General features: G+C 51.4%; 23 protein-coding genes. 9 read left to right on the plus strand and 14 right to left on the minus strand.

Translation table 11 applies throughout. The annotated features are described in order from the left end of the window. Positions 1-3: 3 nt before the first annotated feature. Genes dxs through xseB form a run of 3 tightly spaced genes read right to left on the minus strand, consistent with a single transcriptional unit; the run spans position 4 to position 3,033 of the window. The gene (gene dxs, locus OGV38_RS04565) at positions 4-1,866 is read right to left on the minus strand and encodes a 1-deoxy-D-xylulose-5-phosphate synthase (protein ID WP_104651301.1); all 1,863 of its coding nucleotides are present in this window, start codon (positions 1,864-1,866) and stop codon (positions 4-6) included. 24 nt (positions 1,867-1,890) lie between these two features. Continuing rightward, positions 1,891-2,790: a (2E,6E)-farnesyl diphosphate synthase gene (gene ispA / locus OGV38_RS04570; RefSeq protein ID WP_016152039.1), complete on the minus strand. Its 900-nt coding sequence runs from the start codon at positions 2,788-2,790 to the stop codon at positions 1,891-1,893. Next, on the minus strand, positions 2,791-3,033 hold the full coding sequence (gene xseB, locus OGV38_RS04575) for an exodeoxyribonuclease VII small subunit (RefSeq protein WP_016152040.1): 243 nt from the start codon (positions 3,031-3,033) through the stop codon (positions 2,791-2,793). It abuts the gene before it with no gap. Between the two features lie 208 nt (positions 3,034-3,241). On the opposite strand from xseB, the gene thiI reads away from it, so the two are divergent. Next, a complete protein-coding gene (gene thiI, locus OGV38_RS04580) occupies positions 3,242-4,690 on the plus strand; it encodes a tRNA uracil 4-sulfurtransferase ThiI (protein ID WP_005125147.1) in 1,449 nt (482 codons plus the stop codon). Positions 4,691-4,789: 99 nt separating this feature from the next. On the opposite strand, the gene OGV38_RS04585 is transcribed toward thiI, so the two are convergent. The 3 genes from OGV38_RS04585 to panE are packed head-to-tail and all read right to left on the minus strand — an operon-like array spanning position 4,790 to position 7,365. Then, complete coding sequence (locus OGV38_RS04585) at positions 4,790-5,869, minus strand: hypothetical protein (RefSeq protein ID WP_353622390.1); 1,080 nt, start codon at positions 5,867-5,869, stop codon at positions 4,790-4,792. Between the two features lie 31 nt (positions 5,870-5,900). Continuing rightward, a complete protein-coding gene (gene yajL / locus OGV38_RS04590; protein ID WP_016155859.1) occupies positions 5,901-6,491 on the minus strand; it encodes a protein deglycase YajL in 591 nt (196 codons plus the stop codon). After that, positions 6,454-7,365: a 2-dehydropantoate 2-reductase gene (panE, locus tag OGV38_RS04595; RefSeq protein WP_047416891.1), complete on the minus strand. Its 912-nt coding sequence runs from the start codon at positions 7,363-7,365 to the stop codon at positions 6,454-6,456. Before panE ends, yajL begins: the two co-directional genes overlap by 38 nt. Before the next feature lie 174 nt (positions 7,366-7,539). On the opposite strand from panE, the gene OGV38_RS04600 reads away from it, so the two are divergent. Further along, entirely contained in the window at positions 7,540-8,031 is a 492-nt protein-coding gene (locus OGV38_RS04600) for a YajQ family cyclic di-GMP-binding protein (protein WP_003831002.1), read from the plus strand. A 94-nt stretch (positions 8,032-8,125) separates the two neighbouring features. Here the strand turns inward: OGV38_RS04600 and OGV38_RS04605 are convergent, their stop codons facing one another. Then, positions 8,126-9,490 carry an MFS transporter gene (locus tag OGV38_RS04605; RefSeq protein WP_047416889.1) on the minus strand — a complete coding sequence of 455 codons (1,365 nt, stop codon included), beginning with the start codon at positions 9,488-9,490 and terminating at the stop codon, positions 8,126-8,128. Between the two features lie 182 nt (positions 9,491-9,672). Between OGV38_RS04605 and OGV38_RS04610 the strand changes: the two genes are divergently transcribed. Genes OGV38_RS04610 through OGV38_RS04620 form a run of 3 tightly spaced genes read left to right on the plus strand, consistent with a single transcriptional unit; the run spans position 9,673 to position 10,957 of the window. Further along, positions 9,673-10,155, plus strand: a complete 483-nt coding sequence (locus OGV38_RS04610) for an Hcp family type VI secretion system effector (protein WP_016155861.1) — start codon at positions 9,673-9,675, stop codon at positions 10,153-10,155. Positions 10,156-10,166: 11 nt separating this feature from the next. Then, positions 10,167-10,634 (plus strand): STM2901 family protein, encoded by a 468-nt coding sequence (locus OGV38_RS04615; RefSeq protein WP_155574023.1) that lies wholly within the window; start codon positions 10,167-10,169, stop codon positions 10,632-10,634. Continuing rightward, positions 10,634-10,957 (plus strand): DUF1493 family protein, encoded by a 324-nt coding sequence (locus OGV38_RS04620; protein WP_016152048.1) that lies wholly within the window; start codon positions 10,634-10,636, stop codon positions 10,955-10,957. Before OGV38_RS04615 ends, OGV38_RS04620 begins: the two co-directional genes overlap by 1 nt. Before the next feature lie 59 nt (positions 10,958-11,016). On the opposite strand, the gene cyoE is transcribed toward OGV38_RS04620, so the two are convergent. The 7 genes from cyoE to OGV38_RS04655 all read right to left on the minus strand — a co-directional run bounded on the left by cyoE (position 11,017) and on the right by OGV38_RS04655 (position 18,368). Next, positions 11,017-11,907, minus strand: a complete 891-nt coding sequence (gene cyoE, locus OGV38_RS04625) for a heme o synthase (RefSeq protein ID WP_003831005.1) — start codon at positions 11,905-11,907, stop codon at positions 11,017-11,019. A gap of 11 nt (positions 11,908-11,918) precedes the next feature. After that, entirely contained in the window at positions 11,919-12,248 is a 330-nt protein-coding gene (locus tag OGV38_RS04630; RefSeq protein ID WP_003831006.1) for a cytochrome o ubiquinol oxidase subunit IV, read from the minus strand. Further along, positions 12,248-12,862: a cytochrome o ubiquinol oxidase subunit III gene (locus tag OGV38_RS04635; protein WP_003831007.1), complete on the minus strand. Its 615-nt coding sequence runs from the start codon at positions 12,860-12,862 to the stop codon at positions 12,248-12,250. The genes OGV38_RS04630 and OGV38_RS04635 overlap by 1 nt, the downstream gene beginning before the upstream one ends. Further along, the gene (gene cyoB, locus OGV38_RS04640; RefSeq protein WP_003831008.1) at positions 12,852-14,843 is read right to left on the minus strand and encodes a cytochrome o ubiquinol oxidase subunit I; all 1,992 of its coding nucleotides are present in this window, start codon (positions 14,841-14,843) and stop codon (positions 12,852-12,854) included. The genes OGV38_RS04635 and cyoB overlap by 11 nt, the downstream gene beginning before the upstream one ends. 19 nt (positions 14,844-14,862) lie before the next feature. Then, positions 14,863-15,810 (minus strand): cytochrome o ubiquinol oxidase subunit II, encoded by a 948-nt coding sequence (cyoA, locus tag OGV38_RS04645; RefSeq protein ID WP_003847580.1) that lies wholly within the window; start codon positions 15,808-15,810, stop codon positions 14,863-14,865. Positions 15,811-16,269: 459 nt separating this feature from the next. Then, on the minus strand, positions 16,270-17,745 hold the full coding sequence (gene ampG / locus OGV38_RS04650) for a muropeptide MFS transporter AmpG (RefSeq protein ID WP_200010472.1): 1,476 nt from the start codon (positions 17,743-17,745) through the stop codon (positions 16,270-16,272). 44 nt (positions 17,746-17,789) lie between these two features. Then, positions 17,790-18,368: a lipoprotein gene (locus OGV38_RS04655; protein WP_016152050.1), complete on the minus strand. Its 579-nt coding sequence runs from the start codon at positions 18,366-18,368 to the stop codon at positions 17,790-17,792. Positions 18,369-18,674: 306 nt separating this feature from the next. On the opposite strand from OGV38_RS04655, the gene bolA reads away from it, so the two are divergent. The 4 genes from bolA (at position 18,675) to clpX (ending at position 22,907) form a co-directional block, all read left to right on the plus strand. Further along, positions 18,675-18,992, plus strand: coding sequence for a transcriptional regulator BolA (gene bolA, locus OGV38_RS04660; RefSeq protein WP_016152051.1), 318 nt, complete (start codon positions 18,675-18,677; stop codon positions 18,990-18,992). Positions 18,993-19,336: 344 nt separating this feature from the next. Then, a complete protein-coding gene (gene tig, locus OGV38_RS04665) occupies positions 19,337-20,635 on the plus strand; it encodes a trigger factor (protein ID WP_003021622.1) in 1,299 nt (432 codons plus the stop codon). Positions 20,636-20,882: 247 nt separating this feature from the next. Then, on the plus strand, positions 20,883-21,506 hold the full coding sequence (gene clpP, locus OGV38_RS04670; protein ID WP_003021624.1) for an ATP-dependent Clp endopeptidase proteolytic subunit ClpP: 624 nt from the start codon (positions 20,883-20,885) through the stop codon (positions 21,504-21,506). Between the two features lie 126 nt (positions 21,507-21,632). Beyond that, entirely contained in the window at positions 21,633-22,907 is a 1,275-nt protein-coding gene (gene clpX, locus OGV38_RS04675; RefSeq protein WP_003831013.1) for an ATP-dependent protease ATP-binding subunit ClpX, read from the plus strand. Positions 22,908-22,965 lie beyond the last annotated feature (58 nt).

Genomic DNA, 22,965 nt, shown 5'->3' on the forward strand with positions numbered 1-22,965 from the left:
GGATTATGCCAGCCAGGCCTTGATTTTGGCCTCAATTCCGGCGGCATTAAGTCCCAGTTCGGCGCGAGCCTCGTCCTGAGTCCCCTGCGGGATGAAGAAGTCAGGCAGGCCAATGTTCAGCACCGGAACAGGCTTGCGATGGGCCATCAGCACTTCGTTTACGCCGCTACCAGCGCCGCCCATAATGGCATTCTCTTCGAGGGTGACCAGCACCTCGTGTTGGGCTGCCATTTCGAGGATCAACGTTTCATCCAACGGTTTCACAAAGCGCATATCAACCAGCGTGGCGTTCAGTGACTCTGCGACCTGAGCGGCTTCCGGCATTAGGGTGCCGAAGTTGAGAATCGCCACTTTCGCACCGTGACGCTTCACGATGCCTTTGCCGATTGGCAGATGTTCCAGCGGCGCCAGCTCAACGCCCACCGCGTTACCGCGCGGATAACGTACGACCGTTGGACCGTCGTTGTAGTGATAGCCGGTGAACAGCATCTGGCGACATTCGTTCTCATCGCTTGGGGTCATAATGACCATTTCCGGGATGCAGCGCAGGAAAGAGAGGTCGAACGCCCCTTGGTGGGTTTGTCCATCTGCGCCAACGATACCTGCCCGGTCGATGGCGAACAGGACCGGCAGTTTCTGGATGGCGACATCATGCAGTACCTGATCGTAAGCGCGTTGCAGGAAGGTGGAGTAAATAGCCACGACCGGCTTATAACCGCCAATCGCCAGACCGGCCGCAAACGTCACCGCGTGCTGCTCGGCAATCGCCACATCGAAGTAGCGGTCCGGGAACTTACGTGAGAACTCAACCATACCGGAGCCTTCGCGCATCGCCGGGGTGATCGCCATCAGCTTATTGTCTTTCGCCGCGGTCTCACACAGCCAGTCACCGAAGATCTTTGAATAGCTCGGCAGGCCGCCGCTGCTTTTCGGCAGGCATCCGCTGGATGGATCGAATTTGGGTACCGCGTGGAACGTAATCGGATCTTTTTCCGCAGGCTCGTAGCCACGACCTTTTTTGGTCATGATGTGCAGGAACTGTGGACCTTTGAGATCGCGCATGTTCTTAAGCGTGGTGATAAGCCCCAGCACGTCGTGTCCGTCCACCGGACCAATATAGTTAAAGCCCAGCTCTTCAAACAGCGTACCCGGTACAACCATGCCTTTGATGTGCTCTTCGGTACGTTTGAGCAGTTCTTTAATCGGTGGTACACCGGAGAACACTTTCTTCCCGCCTTCGCGCAGCGAGGAGTAGAGTTTGCCAGAGAGCAGTTGCGCCAGGTGATTGTTCAGCGCGCCGACGTTCTCTGAAATCGACATTTCGTTGTCGTTGAGGATAACCAGCATGTCGGGTTTAATATCACCCGCGTGGTTCATCGCTTCAAACGCCATGCCTGCGGTGATCGCACCGTCCCCAATCACACAAACGGTACGGCGTTCCTTACCTTCTTTCTCGGCGGCAACCGCAATACCGATACCTGCGCTGATGGAGGTTGAGGAGTGCCCAACGCTCAGTACGTCATATTCGCTCTCACCGCGCCATGGGAATGGATGCAAACCGCCTTTCTGCCGAATGGTGCCGATTTTATCGCGGCGGCCGGTCAGAATTTTGTGCGGGTAAGCCTGATGTCCCACATCCCAGATTAACTGGTCAAACGGGGTGTTGTAGACGTAGTGCAGCGCTACGGTGAGTTCCACCGTGCCCAGACCAGAGGCGAAGTGCCCGCTGGAACGGCTTACGCTGTCGAGCAAATAGCGGCGCAGTTCGTCGCAAAGCTTTGGCAGGCTCTCTTTTGGCAGCAGGCGTAACTCCTGAGTGGAGTCGACCAGCGCCAGGGTCGGGTATTTGGCTATATCAAAACTCATCGCAAGCTCATGGGATATGTTGGTTTATTTATCACGCTGGATTATGTAGTCCGCTAGCGCTTCCAGTGCCGAGGTATCGAGTGACTGTGCGGCCAGCAAACTTAGCGACTGGCGGGCATCCTCAATTAAATCCCGGGCTTTATTCTGGGCTTGCTCAAGACCCAGAAGTGCAGGATAGGTACTTTTGCCAAGCTGCTGGTCAGCACCCTGACGTTTACCCAATGTTGCAGTATCGCCTACCACATCCAGGATGTCATCCTGAACCTGGAAGGCCAGACCGATGCTTTCAGCGTACTTGTCGAGTATTGCCAGGCATTCTCGCCCTTTATCGCCAGCGCTTAACGCACCCAGACGCACGGCAGCGCGAATCAATGCCCCGGTTTTATGGCGGTGAATACGCTCCAGCGCATCCAATTCTACCTGATGGCCTTCAGCGTCCAGATCCAACGCCTGACCGCCGCACATACCGGCGATACCGCTGGCCTGGGCCAGTTCCGAGATCATCGCGATGCGGTCACGGTCAGAAACTTCCGGCATCGGGGCGTCGCTGATAATGGAGAACGCCAGCGTCTGTAGCGCATCTCCGGCCAGGATCGCATTAGCCTCGCCAAATTTTACGTGGCAGGTCGGCAGACCGCGGCGCAGGTCATCGTCGTCCATCGCGGGTAAGTCATCGTGCATCAGCGAATAGGCATGGATACACTCGACGGCGGCAGCGGGAGCATCAAGCGTACTCAGGCTGACGCCAAACATCTGACCGGTCGCATACACCAGAAACGGGCGCAGACGTTTACCGCCTAATAATGCGCCATATTGCATGGTTTCGACCACGGGAGTGTTCTGAAAGGGCAATGGCGCGATAAAACGGCTCAGTGCCTGGTTGGCCTGCTCAACGCAAGCCTGTAGCTGCTGCGTAAAATCCATTTACTCATTATCCGGTGTGAAAGGCGTAAGGGCGGCGTCTTCAGTATCTGACAGCAGGATTTGTACGCGCTGTTCAGCCTGTTGCAACTTGACCTGTCCCTGACGTGCTAACTGTACGCCACGTTCAAATTCGTTCAGCGCTTCTTCCAGCGGCAGGTCGCCGCTTTCCAGACGGGTAACAATCTGTTCCAGGTCGCTCAGCGCTGTTTCAAAACTGGCTGGCGCTTCATTTTTCTTCGGCATAATGAATGTCTGACTCTCTGTATTGGCAGCACAAGGCTATGGTAACGGACTCGCACTGATAAGCAAATAACGCACAATGGTAAGGCGATGTGCACAGGATGACCATGATGGTGGTATACTTGCGCGCCTGGATGCAGCCGCAGGGTATGGGCTGCTGTATTTTTTTCCATTACAAGTCATTCAGACTTGCCAAAGAACCATTGCCGCCATGAAGTTTATCATTAAATTGTTCCCAGAAATCACCATCAAAAGCCAATCTGTGCGTTTGCGCTTTATAAAAATTCTGACAGGGAACATTCGTAACGTTTTAAAGCACTATGATGAAGACCTTGCCGTTGTCCGCCACTGGGATCACGTTGAGGTTCGCGCTAAAGATGAAAGCCAGCGCCTGGATATTCGCGACGCGCTGACCCGTATTCCGGGGATCCACCATATTCTCGAAGTTGAAGACGTGCCGTTTACCGATATGCACGATATTTTCGAGAAAGCGCTGGTGCAGTATCGCGATCAACTGGAAGGCAAAACCTTCTGCGTACGCGTTAAGCGTCGCGGTAAGCATGAGTTTAGCTCTATTGAGGTGGAACGCTATGTTGGCGGTGGACTGAACCAGCATATTGAATCCGCGCGCGTGAAGCTGACGAAGCCGGACGTGACGGTTAATCTTGAAATCGAAAACGACCGTCTGCTGCTGGTTAAAGGCCGCTATGAAGGTATTGGCGGTTTCCCGATCGGGACGCAGGAAGATGTACTGTCGCTGATTTCCGGTGGTTTCGACTCCGGCGTGTCCAGCTATATGCTGATGCGTCGCGGCTGCCGTGTGCACTACTGCTTCTTTAATCTCGGCGGCGCAGCGCATGAAATCGGCGTTCGTCAGGTGGCGCATTATCTGTGGAACCGCTTTGGTAGCTCGCATCGCGTGCGTTTTGTCGCGATCAACTTTGAGCCGGTGGTTGGCGAGATCCTGGAGAAAGTCGACGACGGTCAGATGGGCGTGGTCCTTAAACGTATGATGGTTCGTGCAGCGTCGAAAGTCGCTGAGCGCTACGGCGTACAGGCGCTGGTAACCGGTGAAGCGCTGGGCCAGGTGTCCAGCCAGACGCTGACCAACCTGCGCCTGATCGATAACGTTTCTGACACTCTGATCCTGCGCCCGCTTATCTCCCATGATAAGGAGCACATCATTAATCTGGCGCGTGAAATTGGTACTGAGGACTTTGCCCGTACCATGCCGGAATACTGCGGTGTGATTTCAAAAAGCCCGACGGTGAAAGCGATTAAAGCGAAGATTGAGGCCGAAGAAGAAAACTTCGATTTCTCTATCCTCGATAAAGTGGTTGAAGAAGCGAACAATATCGATATTCGTGATATCGCCCAGCAGACGCAGCAGACCGTGGTGGAAGTGGAAACCGTGAGCGGCTTCGGCCCGAACGATGTGATTCTGGATATCCGCTCTGTGGATGAACAGGATGACAAACCGCTGAAGGTTGACGGTGTGGACGTCGTTTCTCTGCCGTTCTACAAACTGAGCACCAAATTTGGCGATCTGGACCAGAGTAAAACCTGGCTGCTGTGGTGTGAACGCGGAGTGATGAGCCGTCTGCAGGCGCTGTATCTGCGCGAGCAGGGCTTTGAAAACGTGAAGGTATATCGCCCGTAGTGACTTTTGCCTGAGGGTGCTGCGCTTATCAGGCCTGCAAGCGGTATGTTTTGTAGGCCTGATAAATTGTTTATGCTGCCATCCGGCAATATAACAATATTATTCAAAACGGATGGGGAGCTTTTTCCCGTTCGACTCCCAGACACCCTGATAGACGCCGCCTTTTAACTCCAGCGTTATCTTCTCTTCCGATTGTTCAGCGGCAGAGGTCTTCAGTACATAATGTTGATTGTCGGCTGTGTCGCATTTACCGTTTAATTCAATCGGTGCGCCAAATTTCTGGTAAAAGTAAGCCCCTTCAAAAAAATCACCGTATTTGCAGTCGACCTTCAACACAATACGCATGCTTTTTCCCAACGTGCCGTACATCACCTTGCCGTCAATGCCGGGCGCTGGCGAAACCGGTGTAGATCTCTTTGCGGTAGTCAGATACTGGCCGTAAGGCGTGAGCTGATCATGCAGTTCTACGATCGGGATTTTCGTGGTGAAATCGCCCAGTTCGTCACCCGCGCGATTGGCGTGGTTGCTACAACGTCCGTTCAGGAAAGCCAGATGGTCTTTTTGCAGAGAGAATTTGTCGATGTAGTACAGACCGTCGGTGTAGGTTGCACACGATGCGTAGAATTCGGCAAAGCCAGAATCTCCACCGTCTTCTTTTATTTGCTCCGGCTTTTGTGATTTCTGTGCGGCAACAAAGGTATCAATTTGGCTACGGATATCTTTTCTGATGCGGGTGTTCAACTCGGTCATCGTGGAGCGGGAAAAGAGGTCGTTAAGGGTAATTGTCGCGCCGTTGGCTAAATCGAAGCTGATCGGTACATTGTACGACTCGCAATACGCCCCGCAGCCTTCGACAAACATGTTGAGGGTCAACACTTTGGCGTCGCGATACTCAACCGTGTAGTCAAGGTTTGCGGTGGGATTCATCTCTGATTTCGCAAACTGATTCACGGTCGCTCGTGGATTATTTCCCGGTAGCTGATTGATAAAGCTTGTGAAAATATAATCGTTAATGCGTTTTGCAACCTGTGGGTTATCCGTTGAGGTAAACCACGGCACGCTATATTGCATCTCAGTGCTTGCGGGATAGCGATACTCAAGGCTCTCAATTTCAAGTTGAGTCGCACTGGCGTAGCCGGAAAGGAGCAGTAAAGCCACTCCGCTCAGATATCCTTTCATCATAATTCCTTGAATGCGAGTGGCCTGAAGATTACTCGTAGTAGTTATAAATTCCTGCAGCCATCACCAGTTGTGATGCCACTTCGTAAGCTTTTTCGCGACTCACCAGGAGATCAATGATTTTTAAACCGAAATCGATTGAGGTTCCCGGTCCCTGGCTGGTTAACAGATTGACGCGCGGATCCCATACGACGCGCTTATCCTGCCACTGGTCAGTGGGAATATTGTCTTTCAGCGCCGGAAAACCGGTCATGTTACCGATGGGAAAAATATCGTGTGGGACGAGGACTGTGGCGGCAGCGGCGCAAATTGCCGCGACAATGCGCCCGGAGCGATGAAACTGTTTCACGGTTTCGACAAGCAGAGGGCTGTCGCGAAAACACTCGGCGCCTTTAATACCGCCGGGCAGCACGATAATGTCGAAATCCCCGTCAGCAACTTCCACTAATGGTGCATCCGCCAGTAGTTTTACTCCGCGTGAGCACACGATCGTCAGGCTGCCATCGCTGGCAACGCTTGCAGTCGTGACCTTAATTCCGCCGCGAACCAGCAGATCGATAGTGGTGACCGCTTCGGTCTCTTCACTACCAGGGGCGAGACATACCAGTGCTTGAGCGCTCATACTCACTTTCCTTTCTCTTAACCATTTCAAACAGGCGGGCATTTTCCGGGACGGCGATGCCGTGCGCGCGGGCGCGTTTTAACAAATAACCGGTAATGTAGTCGATCTCAGTATGGCGCAGGGCATGTATGTCTTGCAGCATTGATGAGATATTTTCCGCCGTACTGTCAATCACTTGCTCAACATAATAGCGTAAATCATCTGCTGATGTGTGGTGGCCTTCGCGTTCAATGACCGCCGCCACCTCCTCGCAGATGAGTGCTATTTTTTCAGGATGATGGCGTAACTCTCCATTCGAGCAATCCCATAATGCGGTCAGCGGGTTAATGACGCAGTTGACGGCCAGCTTGCGCCACAACTCAGCGCGAATATTGTTGTGCCAGGCGACGTCCGGCAGCACCTCTTGCAGGACTTCAGCCAGATAACTGAAATCACCGTCTTGTTCACGCGCCGGACCAATGCGCGTTGTTCCCTGAGCGACATGAATGATCACGTTCCCGTCACGGCGTGCCGCGTGGGTTGTGGTGCCCATCAATAGAGGTTGCTTAATGTTATGCAACTCTTCAATCGTCCCCATACCGTTGTGAATCAGCAGAATGGGAGTGGTGTCAGGCAGAATGGAGGCCAGGCCTTTGACCGCATCAGAAACCTGCCAGGCTTTCAGAGTGACAAGCAACAGGTCGCTTTTCGCCAAAAAATCGGGGTCGTTTGCCGTCAGGGATTCATTGAATACTGACCCATCCGTGTCGATCAGGTTAACGCTGCAATAGGGTTGCGGTACGCGTAGCCACCCCTGAACCTCATGTCCATGTTTGCACAGCGTGGTTAGCCAAAGCTGTCCTAACGCTCCACATCCCAGTACGGTAATTTTCATTCTTCCTCCTCACCTGCAACATCACCAGGTGTTAATCCATATCGGCCGTACCCCATTATTGTTCGCAGGTATCAGTACCACGTACAATTAAAGGATACAGCCTAGTATAGCGCTGTCTGTTGTGTAACTTTGCAGGTATTATGCTTCGCATCAAAAATGAAGGGAGAGGAAAAGATGCCATCTTTCGATATTGTTTCTGAAGTTGATCTTCAGGAAGCCCGTAACGCGGTAGATAACGCCAGCCGTGAAGTGGAGTCACGCTTTGATTTTCGTGGCGTTGAAGCGACTTTTGAGCTGAACGAGTCGAATAAGACGATTAAGGTGCTAAGCGAGTCTGATTTCCAGGTCAATCAGCTGCTGGATATTTTACGTGCCAAGCTGCTGAAACGTGGTATTGAAGGCACTTCGTTGGACGTACCAGAAACCTTCGTGCATAGCGGTAAAACCTGGTTTGTTGAAGCTAAGCTGAAACAGGGCATTGAAAGCGCGGTGCAAAAGAAAATCGTTAAGCTGATCAAAGACAGCAAACTGAAGGTGCAGGCGCAAATTCAGGGCGAAGAAATCCGCGTGACCGGCAAGGCGCGTGACGATCTGCAATCCGTTATGGCGCTGGTTCGCGGCGGCGATCTCGGCCAGCCGTTCCAGTTTAAGAACTTCCGCGATTAAGTCGTAATGCCTGATGGCGCTACGCTTATCCGGCCTACAGGTTGCACACGCTATTTGTAGGCTGGATCAAACGATAGTCGCCATCTGGCACTCTTCACGCCTGGCTGATGGCCTGTTCAACCTCAAATCGATTCGTCACTTTGCTGTCGATTTTCACGTAAGCCGAATGCTCTTTCGCAACAATTAACACTTCGCTTATCCCTTCTTTAGCCAGCAGACGCTGCTTAAGGGTGTCATCTGCGGCAATCTCAGGTGGGATTTCCACTCGCAGGCTACTGACATACGGCGGCTCTTTCATTGTGCTTGCCACCAACAACCAAACTGCCGCCAGAAGCGCGCCGGCCAGGAATACCGCCTGACCATCAAACATTTCGACCACCCAACCGCCGAGCGAACCGCCAATCGCCACGCCAAGAAACTGGCTGGTGGAGTAAACGCCCATCGCCGTGCCTTTATAGCCAGCCGGAGACTCTTTGCTGATAAGCGAGGGGAGGAGGGCCTCCATCAGGTTGAAGGCGAGGAAGAATATCTGAACGCCCGCAATCAGCCCCCAAAAACGCACGTTAGCGCTCCACAATACAATCTCTGCGATAAGGATCAGTAACACGCAGGCGAGGAATACGCGCTTCATCCGCCGCTTCACTTCTGCGTAGATGATGAACGGCACCACGGAAACAAAGGACAGCAGCATCGTCACCAGATAAATTTTCCAGTGCTCTGCGGCGGGGAAACCGGCTTTCGCCAGTTGGCCCGGTAAGGCGACGAAAGTGGACATCAACAAAATGTGCAGACACATGATGCCAAAGTTGAGCTTGAGCAGTTTGGGCTCCGCCAGCACTTTGCTGAAGCTGTCTTTTACCATGCCAGATTCGCGGTTCAGCACGTGGCTGGTGCTATTGGGAACGACCCAAATGGTTAGCACGATGCCGGTGGTTGCAAGAGCTGCAATCATCCAGAACAGCGCGTGTAGCCCCAGCGCATGGGTAACGATCGGTCCTAGCACCATCGCAATGGCGAAGGTGATACCAAAGCTGACGCCGATAAACGCCATCGCTTTGGTACGGTTTTGCTCACGGGTTAAGTCGGAAAGCAGCGCCATCACGGCGGCGGCAATCGCGCCAGAGCCTTGCAAAGCGCGACCGAGAATAATGCCCCAGATTGAATCGGAGAGGGCGGCAATCACGCTGCCGAGAACGAACACCGCCAGCCCGCCGACGATAAGCGGCTTACGACCGATGCGGTCAGAAAGCAGACCAAAGGGGATCTGGAAAACGGCTTGCGCCAGACCATAAATGCCAATGGCAAGGCCAATTAGCGCTTCACTGGCACCCTGTAGCGCCATACCGTACGTGGTCAGAACCGGCAGAACCATAAACATGCCAAGCATGCGCAACGAGAATACGGTCCCTAAACCCCAGGTGGCGCGCAACTCACCGGGCGTCATTTTGTAATCGTTCATTCCCACCTCTGTATTAATTTCGCGCCTAGTGTAAAGCGGGGAAGGAGTGCGGTAAACCTCTACGATATGTGGAATTGTGTAGTGGGAAAATTGAAATAATTACAACTGCGACTAATTTACTTGCGATAATTACAGGTGTAGTCTTTTTGTGGTTATTTCTAATGGAAAGAGGGAAAAGGAAAATGGCGATTCCGGGCAATATGTGGATTTATGACGATGGTGGTGCGCTGATTAAGGGTGGGTGTGATGTAAAGGGAAGAGAATACAGTATTGAATTTAAAGGCTTTCATCACAATTTGTCTATTCCCACTGATAACGGTACAGGCAAGCCAACAGGCACACGCCAACATTCACCGATGATGATCGTCAAAGAGTTTGACTACTCTAGCCCGTATTTATACAAAGCTGTCGCTTCTGGTCAGAATCTTAAGTCCGCAGAGATTCGTTGGTACAAAATCAATGATGCCGGTCAGGAAGTTGAATACTTCAATATGTTTCTGGAAGGGGTGCGGATTGTCTCCGTTTCTCCCTCGATGGCTGGTCCAGAGGACATGAATAATAACCATCTTGAAACCATAGAATTACGCTACGAAAAAATCACCTGGAAGCATTGCGACGGGAACATTATCTATACCGACGCATGGAATGACCGGCAGACGGCATAATGGGGGATTGAATGGACACAACTGAAGAGGCGAATGGAACCTATTGGTATCATGGTCACGCTAACGTAACGTCGGGTGAACTGTTTGATTTGATATTCATTGAGCAGTTGGCAGATTCATTAGGTATCACCACGGAAGCTGTTATGCTGGTTTTGATCGGTCAACCATTTATTCCTGTCAAAGGAAAACTATCAGCAGCCACGAACACTCCAGGCACTAGTATTGCATCAATTCTATGTAGAAAACTTCTGAAAGGGGCTCGGTTCCCGTTTGGTTTAAGACTACACGCTCCTATGGGGAAGTTTTCCAAATTGAAGATGGTTCCAACAAACCAAATAGCAACTTACATAGGCCGTTGGGTTCCTTTTGTCGGGCATGCTCAGTTAATCGTGCTTTTGTTCGCGGTGACAAAACATACCCGCGATAAATACAACCTCATCGCACGACCCAAAGATCGCATACATTGGACATCTTTCTGATGAGAAATTATGAAGCTGAAGTTATTGAGTACATCATGAAGAATTACCCAATCAGGGAACGTTGGTTTAGGCCTGGTCTTAAGCAGGTCACGAAAGAATGGACCCTGGAGGATGATTTTCAGTTTATTCCGGAAGATGCATATGATTTTTTAGCTGATTTATTTGAGCATTTTGATATTGAATATTCGAACTTTGATGGAAGGAATTATATTGAACAAGAATACCCTTTCTGGAAAAAAGATCCTCCTGAAATTGAATTAAAGCCTTTGACAGTAGAGATGATTATAGAGTCAGCAAAGGCGGGGAAATGGCTTTATGACTGAATAACATCCCTGCCAATAAAAAAGGGTGCCGGAGGCACCCTTTTCGTATCAGCAGATCTTTACCAGACGTAAGTCAGCAGGTTCTGCGAGTTTGGCACCATAAAGTCAACGGACATCATCACGGAAAGCGCGGTAATGGCGATGATGGAGAAACCGAACAGCTTGCGCGCCCAGACCCTGTCATCTTCCACTTTATAACCGCGCAGCGCCATGCCCAACCACCAGACGCTCACCGCCGCAGCAACAATCAGGTATTTATAACCAGCATAGCCGCCCAGGGTTAGCATCAGCGTGGCGATAGCAAACGCCACGATGTACAGCGTGATATGGTTCTTCGCGACCGAAATACCTTTCACCACCGGCAGTACCGGGATGTTGGCTGCCTGATAATCCTTAAAGCGGAAAATCGCAATCGCGTAAGAGTGCGGCATCTGCCACAGACTGAAAATAGCCAGCAGAATCAGCGCACCGCTATCGAACTCACCTGTTACGGCGCAGTAGCCAATCACCGGCGGCGCAGCGCCGGAGAGTGAGCCAATCAGCGTGCCATAAACGGAATGGCGCTTCATGTACAGGCTATAGACGCCCACATAGACCACGAAGCCCATTACCCCCAGCCAGCAGGCCAGAGGGTTCGCGCCAAACCACAGCAGCATAAAGCCAGCAATACCCAGCAGGGTGGCGTATACCAGCGAGACCGCAGGGGAAATCAGACCTTTAACCAGCACACGGTTTTTGGTCCTCTCCATCTTCCTGTCGATATCCCTGTCGATGTAGTTGTTAAATACACAACCCGACGCCACAACCAGTGACACCCCAACCAACGTGTAGATAAACAGGGGATAATCAATGCTGCCTTTCGAGGCCAGCAGGAATCCCCCAATCACCGAGATCAGGTTGCCAAAGATGATGCCTGGTTTTGTTACTTGCAGGTATTGCTTAAACATCATAATCGCCGCTCTTAGTGCATCATCATGTTGTAGTTAAGGTTCCACATAATCCAGATGGAGCCCACAACCAGGATGGCGATGATTAGCACAGTAAAGACAAAGGCTGTCATGTTCCAACCTTCATCAGATTTGCTATTCATGTGCAGGAAGCACACCAGGTGCACCAGAATCTGTACCACTGCCATTGCCAGAATAGTTCCCAGAATGACGGCAGGAGAGGCAGAACCTGTCATGACCATCCAGAACGGAATAACCGTCAGGATTATCGACAGGATAAAACCTGTCATGTAGGTTTTTACGCTGCCATGGGATGCGCCGCCGCTCTCGTTAGAATGACTCATTACATCGCCCCCATCAGATAAACAACAGTGAACACACAGATCCACACCACATCCAGGAAGTGCCAGAACAGGCTCAGGCACATGATGCGGGTACGGTTAGTACTGGTCAGGCCGCGACGAGCAACTTGCACCATCAGCACCGCCATCCAGATAAGACCGGAGGTGACGTGCAGACCGTGCGTGCCGACCAGCGCGAAGAACGCAGACAGGAAGCCGCTGCGATCCGGGCCCATACCGTTAACAATCAGGTGATGGAATTCATAGAGTTCCATCCCGATGAATCCGGCACCGAACAAGAAGGTCAACGCCAGCCAGGAGATAACCTGGCTCTTGTTGTTCTTGTACATGGCGATCGCCGCCATGCCGTAAGTAATAGAGCTAAATAACAGCAGGAATGTTTCAACCAGAACGAACGGCAGTTCAAAAATGTCCTTACCTGTTGGGCCACCTGCTGTGCCGTTCACCAGAACGGCATAGGTTGCAAACAGAATAGAGAACAGAATGCAGTCGCTCATCAGGTAGACCCAGAATCCGAAGATCTTGGTCTGGCCTGCATCGTGGTGCCCGTGTTCGTGCGCGTGGGCAGTCGCGTGCGTTAAAGTATCAGTTGCCATTTTTCAGCCCTGCCTTAGTAATCTCATCGAAATGCTGGTTTTCCAGTTTTTCGACTTCCGGGACCGGCACGTAGTAATCCACGTCTTCATCAAAGCTTTTCACAATCCAGCTGATGATCATGCCTGCGAAGCTTGCAATCGCCAGCCACCAGATATGCCAGATCATGGCGAAACCAAACAGTGTTGCGAAGGCGGTAATGACGATACCGGCACCGCTGTTTTTCGGCATATGAATTTCTTCATAGTGCGCAGGCTGCTTGTACGCTTCACCTTTTTCTTTCATTTCCCAGAAGGCATCACGCTCATGAACGTGCGGCACAACGGCAAAGTTGTAGAACGGAGGCGGGGAAGAGGTTGCCCACTCCAGCGTACGACCACCCCATGGGTCACCGGTCAGGTCGCGGTTCTGCTCGCGGTCGCGAATAGAAACGAAGATCTGAATCAGCTGGCACAGGATACCCAATGCAATCAGCGCGGCACCGCAGGCGGCAACGACCAGCATCGGATGGAACTGCGGGTCAATCTGCTGGCTGAGGCGACGGGTCATCCCCATAAAGCCCAGCACATACAGCGGCATAAACGCCACGAAGAAGCCGATGATCCAGAACCAGAATGCGCGTTTACCCCAGGTTTCGTTCAGCGTGAAGCCAAACGCTTTTGGCCACCAGTAGGTCATACCTGCGAAGCATCCAAATACGACGCCGCCGATGATAACGTTATGGAAGTGCGCAATCAGGAACAGACTGTTGTGCAGCACGAAGTCCGCACCCGGAACCGCCAGCAGTACGCCGGTCATGCCGCCGACTGAGAAGGTAACGATAAAGCCAATCGTCCACAGCATCGCTGAGTGGAATACGATACGACCCTGGTACATGGTGAACAGCCAGTTGAAGATCTTCACCCCGGTCGGGATGGCGATAATCATGGTGGTAATACCGAAGAAGGCGTTTACGTTAGCGCCTGCACCCATGGTGAAGAAGTGGTGCAGCCAAACAACGAACGACAGAACGGTGATACAGACGGTTGCCCACACCAGTGAGGTGTAACCAAACAGACGTTTACGTGAGAAGGTTGCAGCGATTTCGGAGAACACACCGAAGACCGGCAGAACCAGAATGTACACTTCCGGATGGCCCCAGGCCCAAATCAGGTTGATGTACATCATCATGTTGCCGCCCATATCGTTGGTAAAGAAATGGGTGCCCAGATAGCGATCCAGGGTCAGCAACGCGACGGTAACCGTCAGGATTGGGAAAGACGCGATAATCAGGATGTTCGCACACAGCGATGCCCAGCTAAATACCGGCATCTTGAACATGGTCATTCCTGGCGCACGCATCTTAATGATGGTCACAAAGAAGTTGATCCCGGTTAGGGTTGTACCAATACCGGACAACTGGACTGCCCATATCCAATAATCGACCCCGACGCTTGGACTGTACTCTATTCCCGAGAGTGGCGGGTACGCCAGCCAACCGGTCTGTGCGAATTCACCCACGCCCAGAGACAGGTTAACCAGGATTACGCCGACAACGGTGAACCAGAAGCTCAGGTTGTTCAGGAACGGGAATGCAACGTCACGTGCGCCGATCTGCAGCGGAACCACCAGGTTCATCAGACCGATAACAAATGGCATTGCCACGAAGAAGATCATAATCACGCCGTGAGCCGTGAAGATCTGGTCGTAGTGGTGAGGTGGCAGGAAGCCCGCTTCACCTGCAGAAGCCAGCGCTTGCTGACTACGCATCATGATGGCGTCGGCAAAGCCACGAATCAACATGACGATTGCGACAATGACATACATGATGCCAAGGCGTTTGTGGTCAACCGAAGTTAGCCACTCTTTCCACAGGTAGGTCCACTTACCGAAGTAAGTGATTAGGCCCAGTAAGGCCGCACCACCGATGATAATGGCAGCGATCGTAACCATGACAATTGGTTCATGGAACGGCACTGCATCCAGCGTCAATTTTCCGAACATCGTATTCTTCCTCGGCCCCTTAGTGAGCGGATTCCGCGTGGCTCATGTCCATGCCTTCCATTCCTTCGTGTGCGCTGTGCTCACCTTCGGGTTGGGTCATGTCCATGCTCTTACCGTGAGCCATAAATTTGTTAATAACGTCTTTAAACAAATCTGGTTTCACGTTGGAGAAGTATTCCACCTGGTTGTATTCGCTTGGCACAGCCACTTTTTCGAACGCAGCCATGTCGCTCATGGTGTTCGTGGACTGTTTAGCTTTAGCAACCCATTGGTCGAATTCGGCGCGGTCCTTTGTTGCGATAGCCTTGAACTTCATACCGGAGAAGCCTGGTCCGCTATAGCTTGCGGAGATACCATCATAAGTACCGACTTCGTTGGCGATCAGATGCAGTCGAGTCTGCATACCGGCCATGGCATAAATCTGGCTACCCAGACGCGGGATAAAGAAGGAGTTCATCACGGAGTTGGACGTCACTTTGAACTCAACCGGAGTATTCGCCGGGAAGGCGATTTCATTCACGGTAGCGATACCTTGTTCCGGATAGATGAAGAACCATTTCCAGTCCATGGAAACCACTTCAATGGTAATGGGCTTCTCGTCATGCGCCAGCGGTTTGCTTGGCTCAAGAGCGTGAGTAGTTTTCCAGGTCAGTACTGCAAGGAAAATGATGATTAAGATCGGCACCGTCCAGACCACAGCTTCCACTTTATTGGAGTGTGACCAGTTCGGGCTGTACTTCGCATCTTTATTGCTTGCACGATACTTCCAGGCGAAACCAACAGCCATCAAGATGGCAGGAATAACGACAATCAACATCAGGCCAAATGCCGTCAGTATCAGTGAACGTTGTTCCAGTCCAATCTGTCCTTTAGGGTCAAGCAGCGCAGAATTACAGCCACTGAGTAATGCAGTGCCTGCAATTAATGACAACCATCCCAAACTTTTATTGTATTTCCTGAGTCTCATTTAACGACCTCAATTCCACGGGACCGGGTGGCGTTTAAAGTGTGAGGGCATTTTACGGGAAGGTTACATTACTGTAAACATCCTTGGATCTGTGTTACTGGGTTCTGCCGGGCATGTCACATATGTTGCAATATATGTCGTTTTGACTTTAAGAACCTGTTGCAACATCACGTTATAACGAAAGCGGGCAAGCGGGAGACGTGCTGAGGGCAATTGGTATAACCAATACGAAAATAAAACAATTGTTTAACAATTGATTATCAATAAAAAGACAATTGAAGAACAAAAAATAAATCTGTAGTGGCTGAATCGAGTAAGGGAAATAGTATATATAAAAGGCGTCAATAATTTCCAAATTCTTTGGCGCACAAAATAACAAATAATATTTTTAGTAATTGTTGTTTATTTAGCCGTTATAATTACGCAGGGTGATTACAACGGCGATATTAATGTGGATTTTTACGCCAGGCGGGTTTTGCGCAGTGCCAGATAATCCAGCAATCCACCAAAAACGACCCCGCAGACCGCGACCACTACCGAGATTTCCAGCAGTTCCGGCAGGAAGGAGAAGTTGGTGTAATCCAGCGCGTTCATGGTTAATAGCAGCAGCCAAACCACCAGCAGACAGCAGCCCGCAACCAACGTCATTAATGCCAGGCTGTACGCGCTACGAAATTCCGTGCGCGGAATGAAGCTCTCATTTTGCCAGCTATGTTCCAGAGTCTGACGACAAACCAGCAGCAGTATGAGGCCGGGGATAGCGGCAAACACAGAGAACAAATAAAACGTTGGCCACCCGTGCGCTTCAACAAACCAACCTGCTACCGGGCCAACGTAAACGCGACCAACGGCGGAAAGCGCGGAGAGCAGAGCGAACTGGGTTGCTGAAAAGGACTTATTGCACAGCGTCATTAATAAGGCGACAAACGCTGCCGTACCCATGCCACCACACAGGTTTTCAAAGAAGACGGCGGCGGCCATACTGAACATGTGTTTGTCAGTGATGGACAATAACCAGTAGCCCGCATTTGACGCCCCCTGCAGGATGCCGAAAATCAGCAATGCGCGAAACAGCGAAAGGCGTTGCATCAGGATCCCGCCGTACAGCGCGCCAACGATGGTTGCCAGCAGTCCAAGCGTTTTATTCACCACGCCAACTTCACCCGCATCAAATCCGACGCCGCGGATTAAAAAGGTTGTAGTCAGGCTCATAGCAAAGGCATCCCCGAGCTTATACAGAACGATAAGCAGCAGAATTAGCCAGGCGTTGTTACGACCAAAGAAGTCGCGCAGCGGGGCCACAACCGCTTGCTCCAGCGTTTTGGGCACCGGAATGGCATCAGTCGGTTCGGGCGCTAGCAGGGTAGCGATGATGCAAGGTATCAGCAGCGCCGCCATCAGCCAGTACATTCCTTGCCAGCCCAGCCAGCGGTCGGCCATCCACAGAGCCAGCCCACCGGAAACCAGCATCCCTAAACGATAGCCCAGCACGCTGATAGCCGCGCCGGTACCGCGTTCTTCGGCGGGTAGCACGTCGGTTTTCCATGCGTCAAAGACGATATCCTGCGATGCCGAGCAAAACGCGATCACCACCGCAAGCGCGGCCATCCAGCGTAGCTGCGTGCCAGGCTCCAGAAAGCCCATCGCGGCGATAGAAATCAGTAACAGCACCTGAGTTGCCAGCAACCAACCACGGCGTCGACCTAAAAACGGCGGCGTGTAGCGGTCCATTAGCGGAGACCAGAGGAACTTAAACACGTAGGCCTGGCCGACCAGAGAAAAGAAACCGATGGTTTTAAGATCGATATTCTCGACCGTCATCCATGCCTGAAGCGTACCCGAGGTCAGTGCGAGTGGTAAACCGGAGGCGAATCCCAGTACGAGCAGGATAGCTGAACGTGGTTGCTGAAAAATACGTAAGTAATGACTGGACATGGGCTTCTATAGGCCCGACGAACGCCGGGCCATATGGGCAGAAATTAACGAGCGTTCTGCTTGATGAAATCGTGAACGCTGGTGTCCTGAGACATATCAGCGATGGTATCGGTCAGCACGCTGTTAACGGCGTCAGCGATATTTTTGTTAGAGGCCTGCAGTGCGCCTTCAACAGAATAGCTTGCGCGGTAGTTTTTGGTCATCTTGTTGCCGTTAGCAGCGGTCGCAATGATGGCGATGTCTGCCTTGGTGGCGATGTTATAGCGCACGCTACCCTGGGACACGTCTGCATACAGCTGGCTAACAATGATTTGCAGGTTAACAGCACCGTTTGGCCCAATCATATAACCGCGTGCGGTCATCTGTTTTTCCAGTACTTCTTGCAGCAGGAAGCGCAGATCGCGGGACGCGGTCAGGGTAACAAGCTGGTTGTCACGGGTAACTTTTGCCAGCGCCTGATCCTGACGCTGGTCGGCACCGTTGATGCTAACGGTCACACCCATCAGGCTCGGGTCCTGCTGTGGCAGGGTAATTTTCGGGGAAACTTCAATAGTGGTCGGCGGCGTTGCGCATCCAGCTAACATAAACAGCGCGACAAACGGGACGAGGATTTTTTTAAACATGCCAGGGCTCTCAGCGAATCTAAATTGTATGGTTGGAGAAAATTCCCGCCATCATAACATCGCCAACGATGAGGGGAAGTGGGTAACGCATGTAAATTCATTGTGTTGTCAGTTTTATGTCTTTGTGGAGACCATAAACGGACTTTTTGCAATAAATCGAAGTGAGGATTTAGTGAACTTCATCCATTTGGCTGAGAAAATCAGACAAACGCTAATTTTTTGTTGCTAAGGTGTAATGAAAGCGGTAAAAGCGGCTAGTATTTAAAGGGATGGGTGACATCTCAGCGTTGTCGGAGGAAAAACTTCATGATGATTCGTGAGCAAATAGAAGAAAAATTAAGGGCAGCGTTCCAACCCGTGTTCCTCGAAGTTGTGGATGAAAGCTATCGTCACAATGTCCCGGCAGGTTCTGAAAGCCACTTTAAGGTTGTGCTGGTTAGCGATCGCTTTACAGGTGAGCGTTTTCTGAATCGTCATCGGATGATTTACAGCACCTTAACGGTGGAGCTTTCCACAACCGTTCATGCACTTGCCCTGCATACCTACACCATTAAGGAGTGGGAAGCGTTGCAGGATACGATTTTTGCATCGCCTCCGTGTCGTGGGGCGGGAAGCATCGCGTAAAAACGGATTTGCAACAACCGACGCTTTTCCAGTATGTTGCTACAGATTATGTGAAAACGGCCTGCGGGCCGTTTTGTTTTGTCTGAATTCTGGGGCAGTCGTACAGTATTCAGACAAAAATTAGCCGGGAATTGTGAAAAAAGCCGCAGCAACGCGCGATAACCGTTCTCGACTCATAAAAGTGATGCCGCTATAATGCGCGTCTTATTTTTCGGAATGTCTTCGGGATGATTCTGACGACAGGGAATGTGATTGCTTATGAGAACATCCCAGTTCCGCGAAGCCAACAACCTGTGCTTGCGGAGAAGAGTTGACCGAGCACTGTGATTTTTTGAGGTAACAAGATGCAAGTTTCAGTTGAAACCACTCAAGGCCTTGGCCGCCGTGTAACGATTACTATCGCTGCTGACAGCATCGAGACCGCTGTGAAAAGCGAGCTGGTCAACGTAGCGAAGAAAGTGCGTATTGACGGTTTCCGCAAAGGAAAAGTACCGATGAATGTTGTTGCTCAGCGTTATGGCGCGTCTGTTCGCCAGGACGTTCTGGGCGACCTGATGAGCCGCAACTTCGTTGACGCGATCATCAAAGAAAAAATCAATCCGGCTGGCGCACCGAACTACGTTCCGGGCGAATACAAACTGGGTGAAGATTTTACTTACGCGGTAGAGTTCGAAGTTTACCCGGAAGTTGAGCTGACTGGCCTGGAAGCAATCGAAGTTGAAAAACCGGTTGTTGAAGTCACCGACGCTGACGTTGACGTGATGCTGGACACCCTGCGTAAGCAGCAGGCTACCTGGAAAGACAAAGACGGCGCTGCTGATGCAGAAGACCGTGTAACCATCGACTTCACCGGCTCTGTAGACGGCGAAGAGTTCGAAGGCGGCAAAGCGTCTGACTTCGTACTGGCGATGGGCCAGGGTCGTATGATCCCAGGCTTTGAAGAAGGCGTTAAAGGCCACAAAGCTGGCGAAGAGTTCACTATCGATGTGACCTTCCCGGAAGAGTACCACGCTGAAAACCTGAAAGGTAAAGCCGCTAAGTTCGTTATCAACCTGAAGAAAGTTGAAGAGCGCGAACTGCCGGAACTGACTGAAGAATTCATCAAACGTTTCGGCGTTGAAGATGGTTCCGTAGCGGGTCTGCGCGCTGAAGTACGTAAAAACATGGAACGCGAGCTGAAAGGCGCTGTGCGTAACCGCGTTAAGTCTCAGGCGATCGAAGGTCTGGTAAAAGCTAACGACATCGACGTTCCGGCTGCTCTGATCGACAGCGAAATCGACGTTCTGCGTCGTCAGGCTGCACAGCGTTTTGGCGGCAACGAAAAACAAGCTCTGGAACTGCCGCGTGAACTGTTCGAAGAACAGGCTAAGCGTCGCGTAGTTGTAGGTCTGCTGCTGGGCGAAGTGATTCGTACCAACGAGCTGAAAGCTGACGAAGATCGCGTTAAAGGCCTGATCGAAGAGATGGCTTCTGCTTACGAAGATCCGAAAGAAGTTGTTGAGTTCTACAGCAAAAATAAAGAGCTGATGGACAACATGCGTAACGTCGCTCTGGAAGAGCAGGCTGTTGAAGCCGTTCTGGCGAAAGCGAAAGTGACTGAAAAAGCCACTTCCTTCAACGAGCTGATGAACCAGCAGGCGTAATTCGTCGCTTATTTAGCACGAATTTCGTACGCAAGCCCGTCACCTTTTGGTGGCGGGTTTTTTTTTGTCACGGATTTTGCATGGGAAGAGTGCGAAAACAGCGTTTCAGTGTTAGCGTTACAACAAAAGATTGTTATGCTTGAATTATGGCGATGTCGTACCCATTACAGAGGGACTAGCTGATAATCCGTCCATAAGGTTACAATCAGCACAGCAGGTTTTTTCAAATTTTATCCAGGAGACGGAAATGTCATACAGCGGCGAACGAGATAACTTTGCACCCCATATGGCGCTGGTGCCGATGGTCATTGAACAGACCTCACGTGGTGAGCGCTCTTTTGATATCTATTCTCGTCTACTTAAGGAACGCGTCATTTTTCTGACCGGCCAGGTCGAAGACCATATGGCTAACCTGATCGTGGCGCAGATGCTGTTCCTGGAAGCAGAAAACCCAGAAAAAGATATCTACCTGTACATCAACTCCCCTGGTGGAGTGATCACTGCCGGGATGTCTATCTATGACACCATGCAGTTTATTAAGCCGGACGTCAGCACCATTTGTATGGGTCAGGCGGCCTCAATGGGCGCGTTCCTGCTGACTGCCGGGGCGAAAGGTAAACGTTTTTGCCTGCCTAACTCTCGCGTCATGATCCACCAGCCTCTGGGCGGTTACCAGGGCCAGGCAACGGATATTGAAATTCATGCCCGTGAAATCCTGAAGGTAAAAGGGCGCATGAACGAACTTATGGCGCATCATACGGGTCAATCTCTTGAGCAGATTGAACGTGATACCGAGCGCGATCGCTTCCTCTCCGCTTCTGAAGCGGTAGAGTACGGTCTGGTCGACTCGATTTTGACCCATCGTAATTAATGCCCAGCGCGCAGGTGTACCGCTATAATTACCTGGAGCGGCACAACGCTGACTAGCGTCTTGCGCCTGAGAATGGCATTTGCGTCGTCGTGTGCGGCACAAAGAACAAAGAAGAGGTTTTGACCCATGACAGATAAACGCAAAGATGGCTCGGGCAAATTGTTGTACTGCTCTTTTTGCGGCAAAAGCCAGCATGAAGTGCGTAAGCTGATTGCCGGACCATCCGTGTATATCTGCGACGAATGTGTTGATTTATGTAACGACATCATTCGCGAAGAGATTAAGGAAGTAGCACCGCACCGTGAACGCAGTGCGCTGCCGACGCCGCATGAAATTCGCAACCACCTGGACGATTACGTTATCGGTCAGGAGCAGGCGAAGAAAGTGCTGGCGGTCGCGGTATACAACCATTACAAACGTCTGCGCAACGGCGACACCAGCAATGGCGTCGAGTTGGGCAAAAGTAACATCCTGCTGATTGGCCCGACGGGTTCCGGTAAAACGCTGCTGGCTGAAACGCTGGCACGCCTGCTGGACGTTCCGTTCACTATGGCCGATGCCACCACGCTGACCGAAGCCGGTTATGTGGGTGAAGATGTTGAAAATATTATTCAGAAACTGCTGCAGAAGTGCGATTACGACGTGCAGAAAGCACAGCGCGGGATCGTCTATATCGATGAAATCGACAAGATTTCTCGTAAGTCTGACAACCCGTCCATTACCCGTGACGTTTCCGGCGAAGGCGTACAGCAGGCGCTGTTGAAACTGATCGAAGGTACGGTTGCTGCCGTTCCACCGCAGGGGGGGCGTAAACATCCTCAGCAGGAATTCCTGCAGGTTGATACCTCCAAGATCCTGTTTATCTGCGGCGGTGCCTTTGCCGGTCTGGATAAAGTCATTGCTAACCGTGTTGAAACGGGCTCCGGCATTGGTTTTGGCGCAACGGTAAAAGCGCAGTCTGATAAAGCCAGTGAAGGTGAACTGCTGTCGCAGGTGGAGCCGGAAGATCTGATCAAATTTGGTCTGATCCCTGAGTTCATCGGGCGTCTGCCGGTTGTAGCGACGCTGAGCGAACTGAGTGAAGAAGCGCTGATCCAGATCCTGAAAGAGCCGAAAAACGCCCTGACCAAGCAGTACCAGGCGCTGTTCAATCTTGAAGGTGTTGATCTGGAATTCCGTGAGGAAGCGCTGGATGCGATCGCCAAAAAAGCGATGGCACGTAAAACCGGTGCTCGTGGTCTGCGTTCTATCGTCGAAGCCGCACTGCTTGACACTATGTACGATCTGCCTTCTATGGAAGACGTCGAAAAAGTGGTGATCGATGAGTCGGTGATTGGCGGCCAGAGCAAGCCATTGCTGATTTACGGTAAGCCGGAAGCGCAGCAGGCATCTGGCGAATAATTCATCAATTCATACAGACATTTAATTAATAAGGGGGGATTTTATCTCCCCTTTTATT

It is taken from the genome of Citrobacter sp. Cb080 (assembly GCF_030334745.1).
GTDB lineage: Bacteria > Pseudomonadota > Gammaproteobacteria > Enterobacterales > Enterobacteriaceae > Citrobacter > Citrobacter braakii.

Excerpts from the sequence above, each read along its gene's own strand:
- dxs (WP_104651301.1), bottom strand. The coding sequence starts at position 1,866 with ATGAGTTTTGATATAGCCAAATACCCGACCCTGGCGCTGGTCGACTCC.
- clpX (WP_003831013.1), top strand. The coding sequence starts at position 21,633 with ATGACAGATAAACGCAAAGATGGCTCGGGCAAATTGTTGTACTGCTCT.
- OGV38_RS04615 (WP_155574023.1), top strand. The coding sequence starts at position 10,167 with ATGGACACAACTGAAGAGGCGAATGGAACCTATTGGTATCATGGTCAC.
- OGV38_RS04655 (WP_016152050.1), bottom strand. The coding sequence starts at position 18,368 with ATGTTTAAAAAAATCCTCGTCCCGTTTGTCGCGCTGTTTATGTTAGCT.
- yajL (WP_016155859.1), bottom strand. The coding sequence starts at position 6,491 with ATGAGCGCTCAAGCACTGGTATGTCTCGCCCCTGGTAGTGAAGAGACC.
- OGV38_RS04635 (WP_003831007.1), bottom strand. The coding sequence starts at position 12,862 with ATGGCAACTGATACTTTAACGCACGCGACTGCCCACGCGCACGAACAC.
- OGV38_RS04600 (WP_003831002.1), top strand. The coding sequence starts at position 7,540 with ATGCCATCTTTCGATATTGTTTCTGAAGTTGATCTTCAGGAAGCCCGT.
- OGV38_RS04585 (WP_353622390.1), bottom strand. The coding sequence starts at position 5,869 with ATGAAAGGATATCTGAGCGGAGTGGCTTTACTGCTCCTTTCCGGCTAC.
- cyoB (WP_003831008.1), bottom strand. The coding sequence starts at position 14,843 with ATGTTCGGAAAATTGACGCTGGATGCAGTGCCGTTCCATGAACCAATT.
- cyoA (WP_003847580.1), bottom strand. The coding sequence starts at position 15,810 with ATGAGACTCAGGAAATACAATAAAAGTTTGGGATGGTTGTCATTAATT.
- cyoE (WP_003831005.1), bottom strand. The coding sequence starts at position 11,907 with ATGATGTTTAAGCAATACCTGCAAGTAACAAAACCAGGCATCATCTTT.
- OGV38_RS04620 (WP_016152048.1), top strand. The coding sequence starts at position 10,634 with ATGAGAAATTATGAAGCTGAAGTTATTGAGTACATCATGAAGAATTAC.
- bolA (WP_016152051.1), top strand. The coding sequence starts at position 18,675 with ATGATGATTCGTGAGCAAATAGAAGAAAAATTAAGGGCAGCGTTCCAA.
- xseB (WP_016152040.1), bottom strand. The coding sequence starts at position 3,033 with ATGCCGAAGAAAAATGAAGCGCCAGCCAGTTTTGAAACAGCGCTGAGC.
- panE (WP_047416891.1), bottom strand. The coding sequence starts at position 7,365 with ATGAAAATTACCGTACTGGGATGTGGAGCGTTAGGACAGCTTTGGCTA.
- ispA (WP_016152039.1), bottom strand. The coding sequence starts at position 2,790 with ATGGATTTTACGCAGCAGCTACAGGCTTGCGTTGAGCAGGCCAACCAG.
- clpP (WP_003021624.1), top strand. The coding sequence starts at position 20,883 with ATGTCATACAGCGGCGAACGAGATAACTTTGCACCCCATATGGCGCTG.
- thiI (WP_005125147.1), top strand. The coding sequence starts at position 3,242 with ATGAAGTTTATCATTAAATTGTTCCCAGAAATCACCATCAAAAGCCAA.
- OGV38_RS04605 (WP_047416889.1), bottom strand. The coding sequence starts at position 9,490 with ATGAACGATTACAAAATGACGCCCGGTGAGTTGCGCGCCACCTGGGGT.
- tig (WP_003021622.1), top strand. The coding sequence starts at position 19,337 with ATGCAAGTTTCAGTTGAAACCACTCAAGGCCTTGGCCGCCGTGTAACG.
- OGV38_RS04610 (WP_016155861.1), top strand. The coding sequence starts at position 9,673 with ATGGCGATTCCGGGCAATATGTGGATTTATGACGATGGTGGTGCGCTG.
- ampG (WP_200010472.1), bottom strand. The coding sequence starts at position 17,745 with ATGTCCAGTCATTACTTACGTATTTTTCAGCAACCACGTTCAGCTATC.
- OGV38_RS04630 (WP_003831006.1), bottom strand. The coding sequence starts at position 12,248 with ATGAGTCATTCTAACGAGAGCGGCGGCGCATCCCATGGCAGCGTAAAA.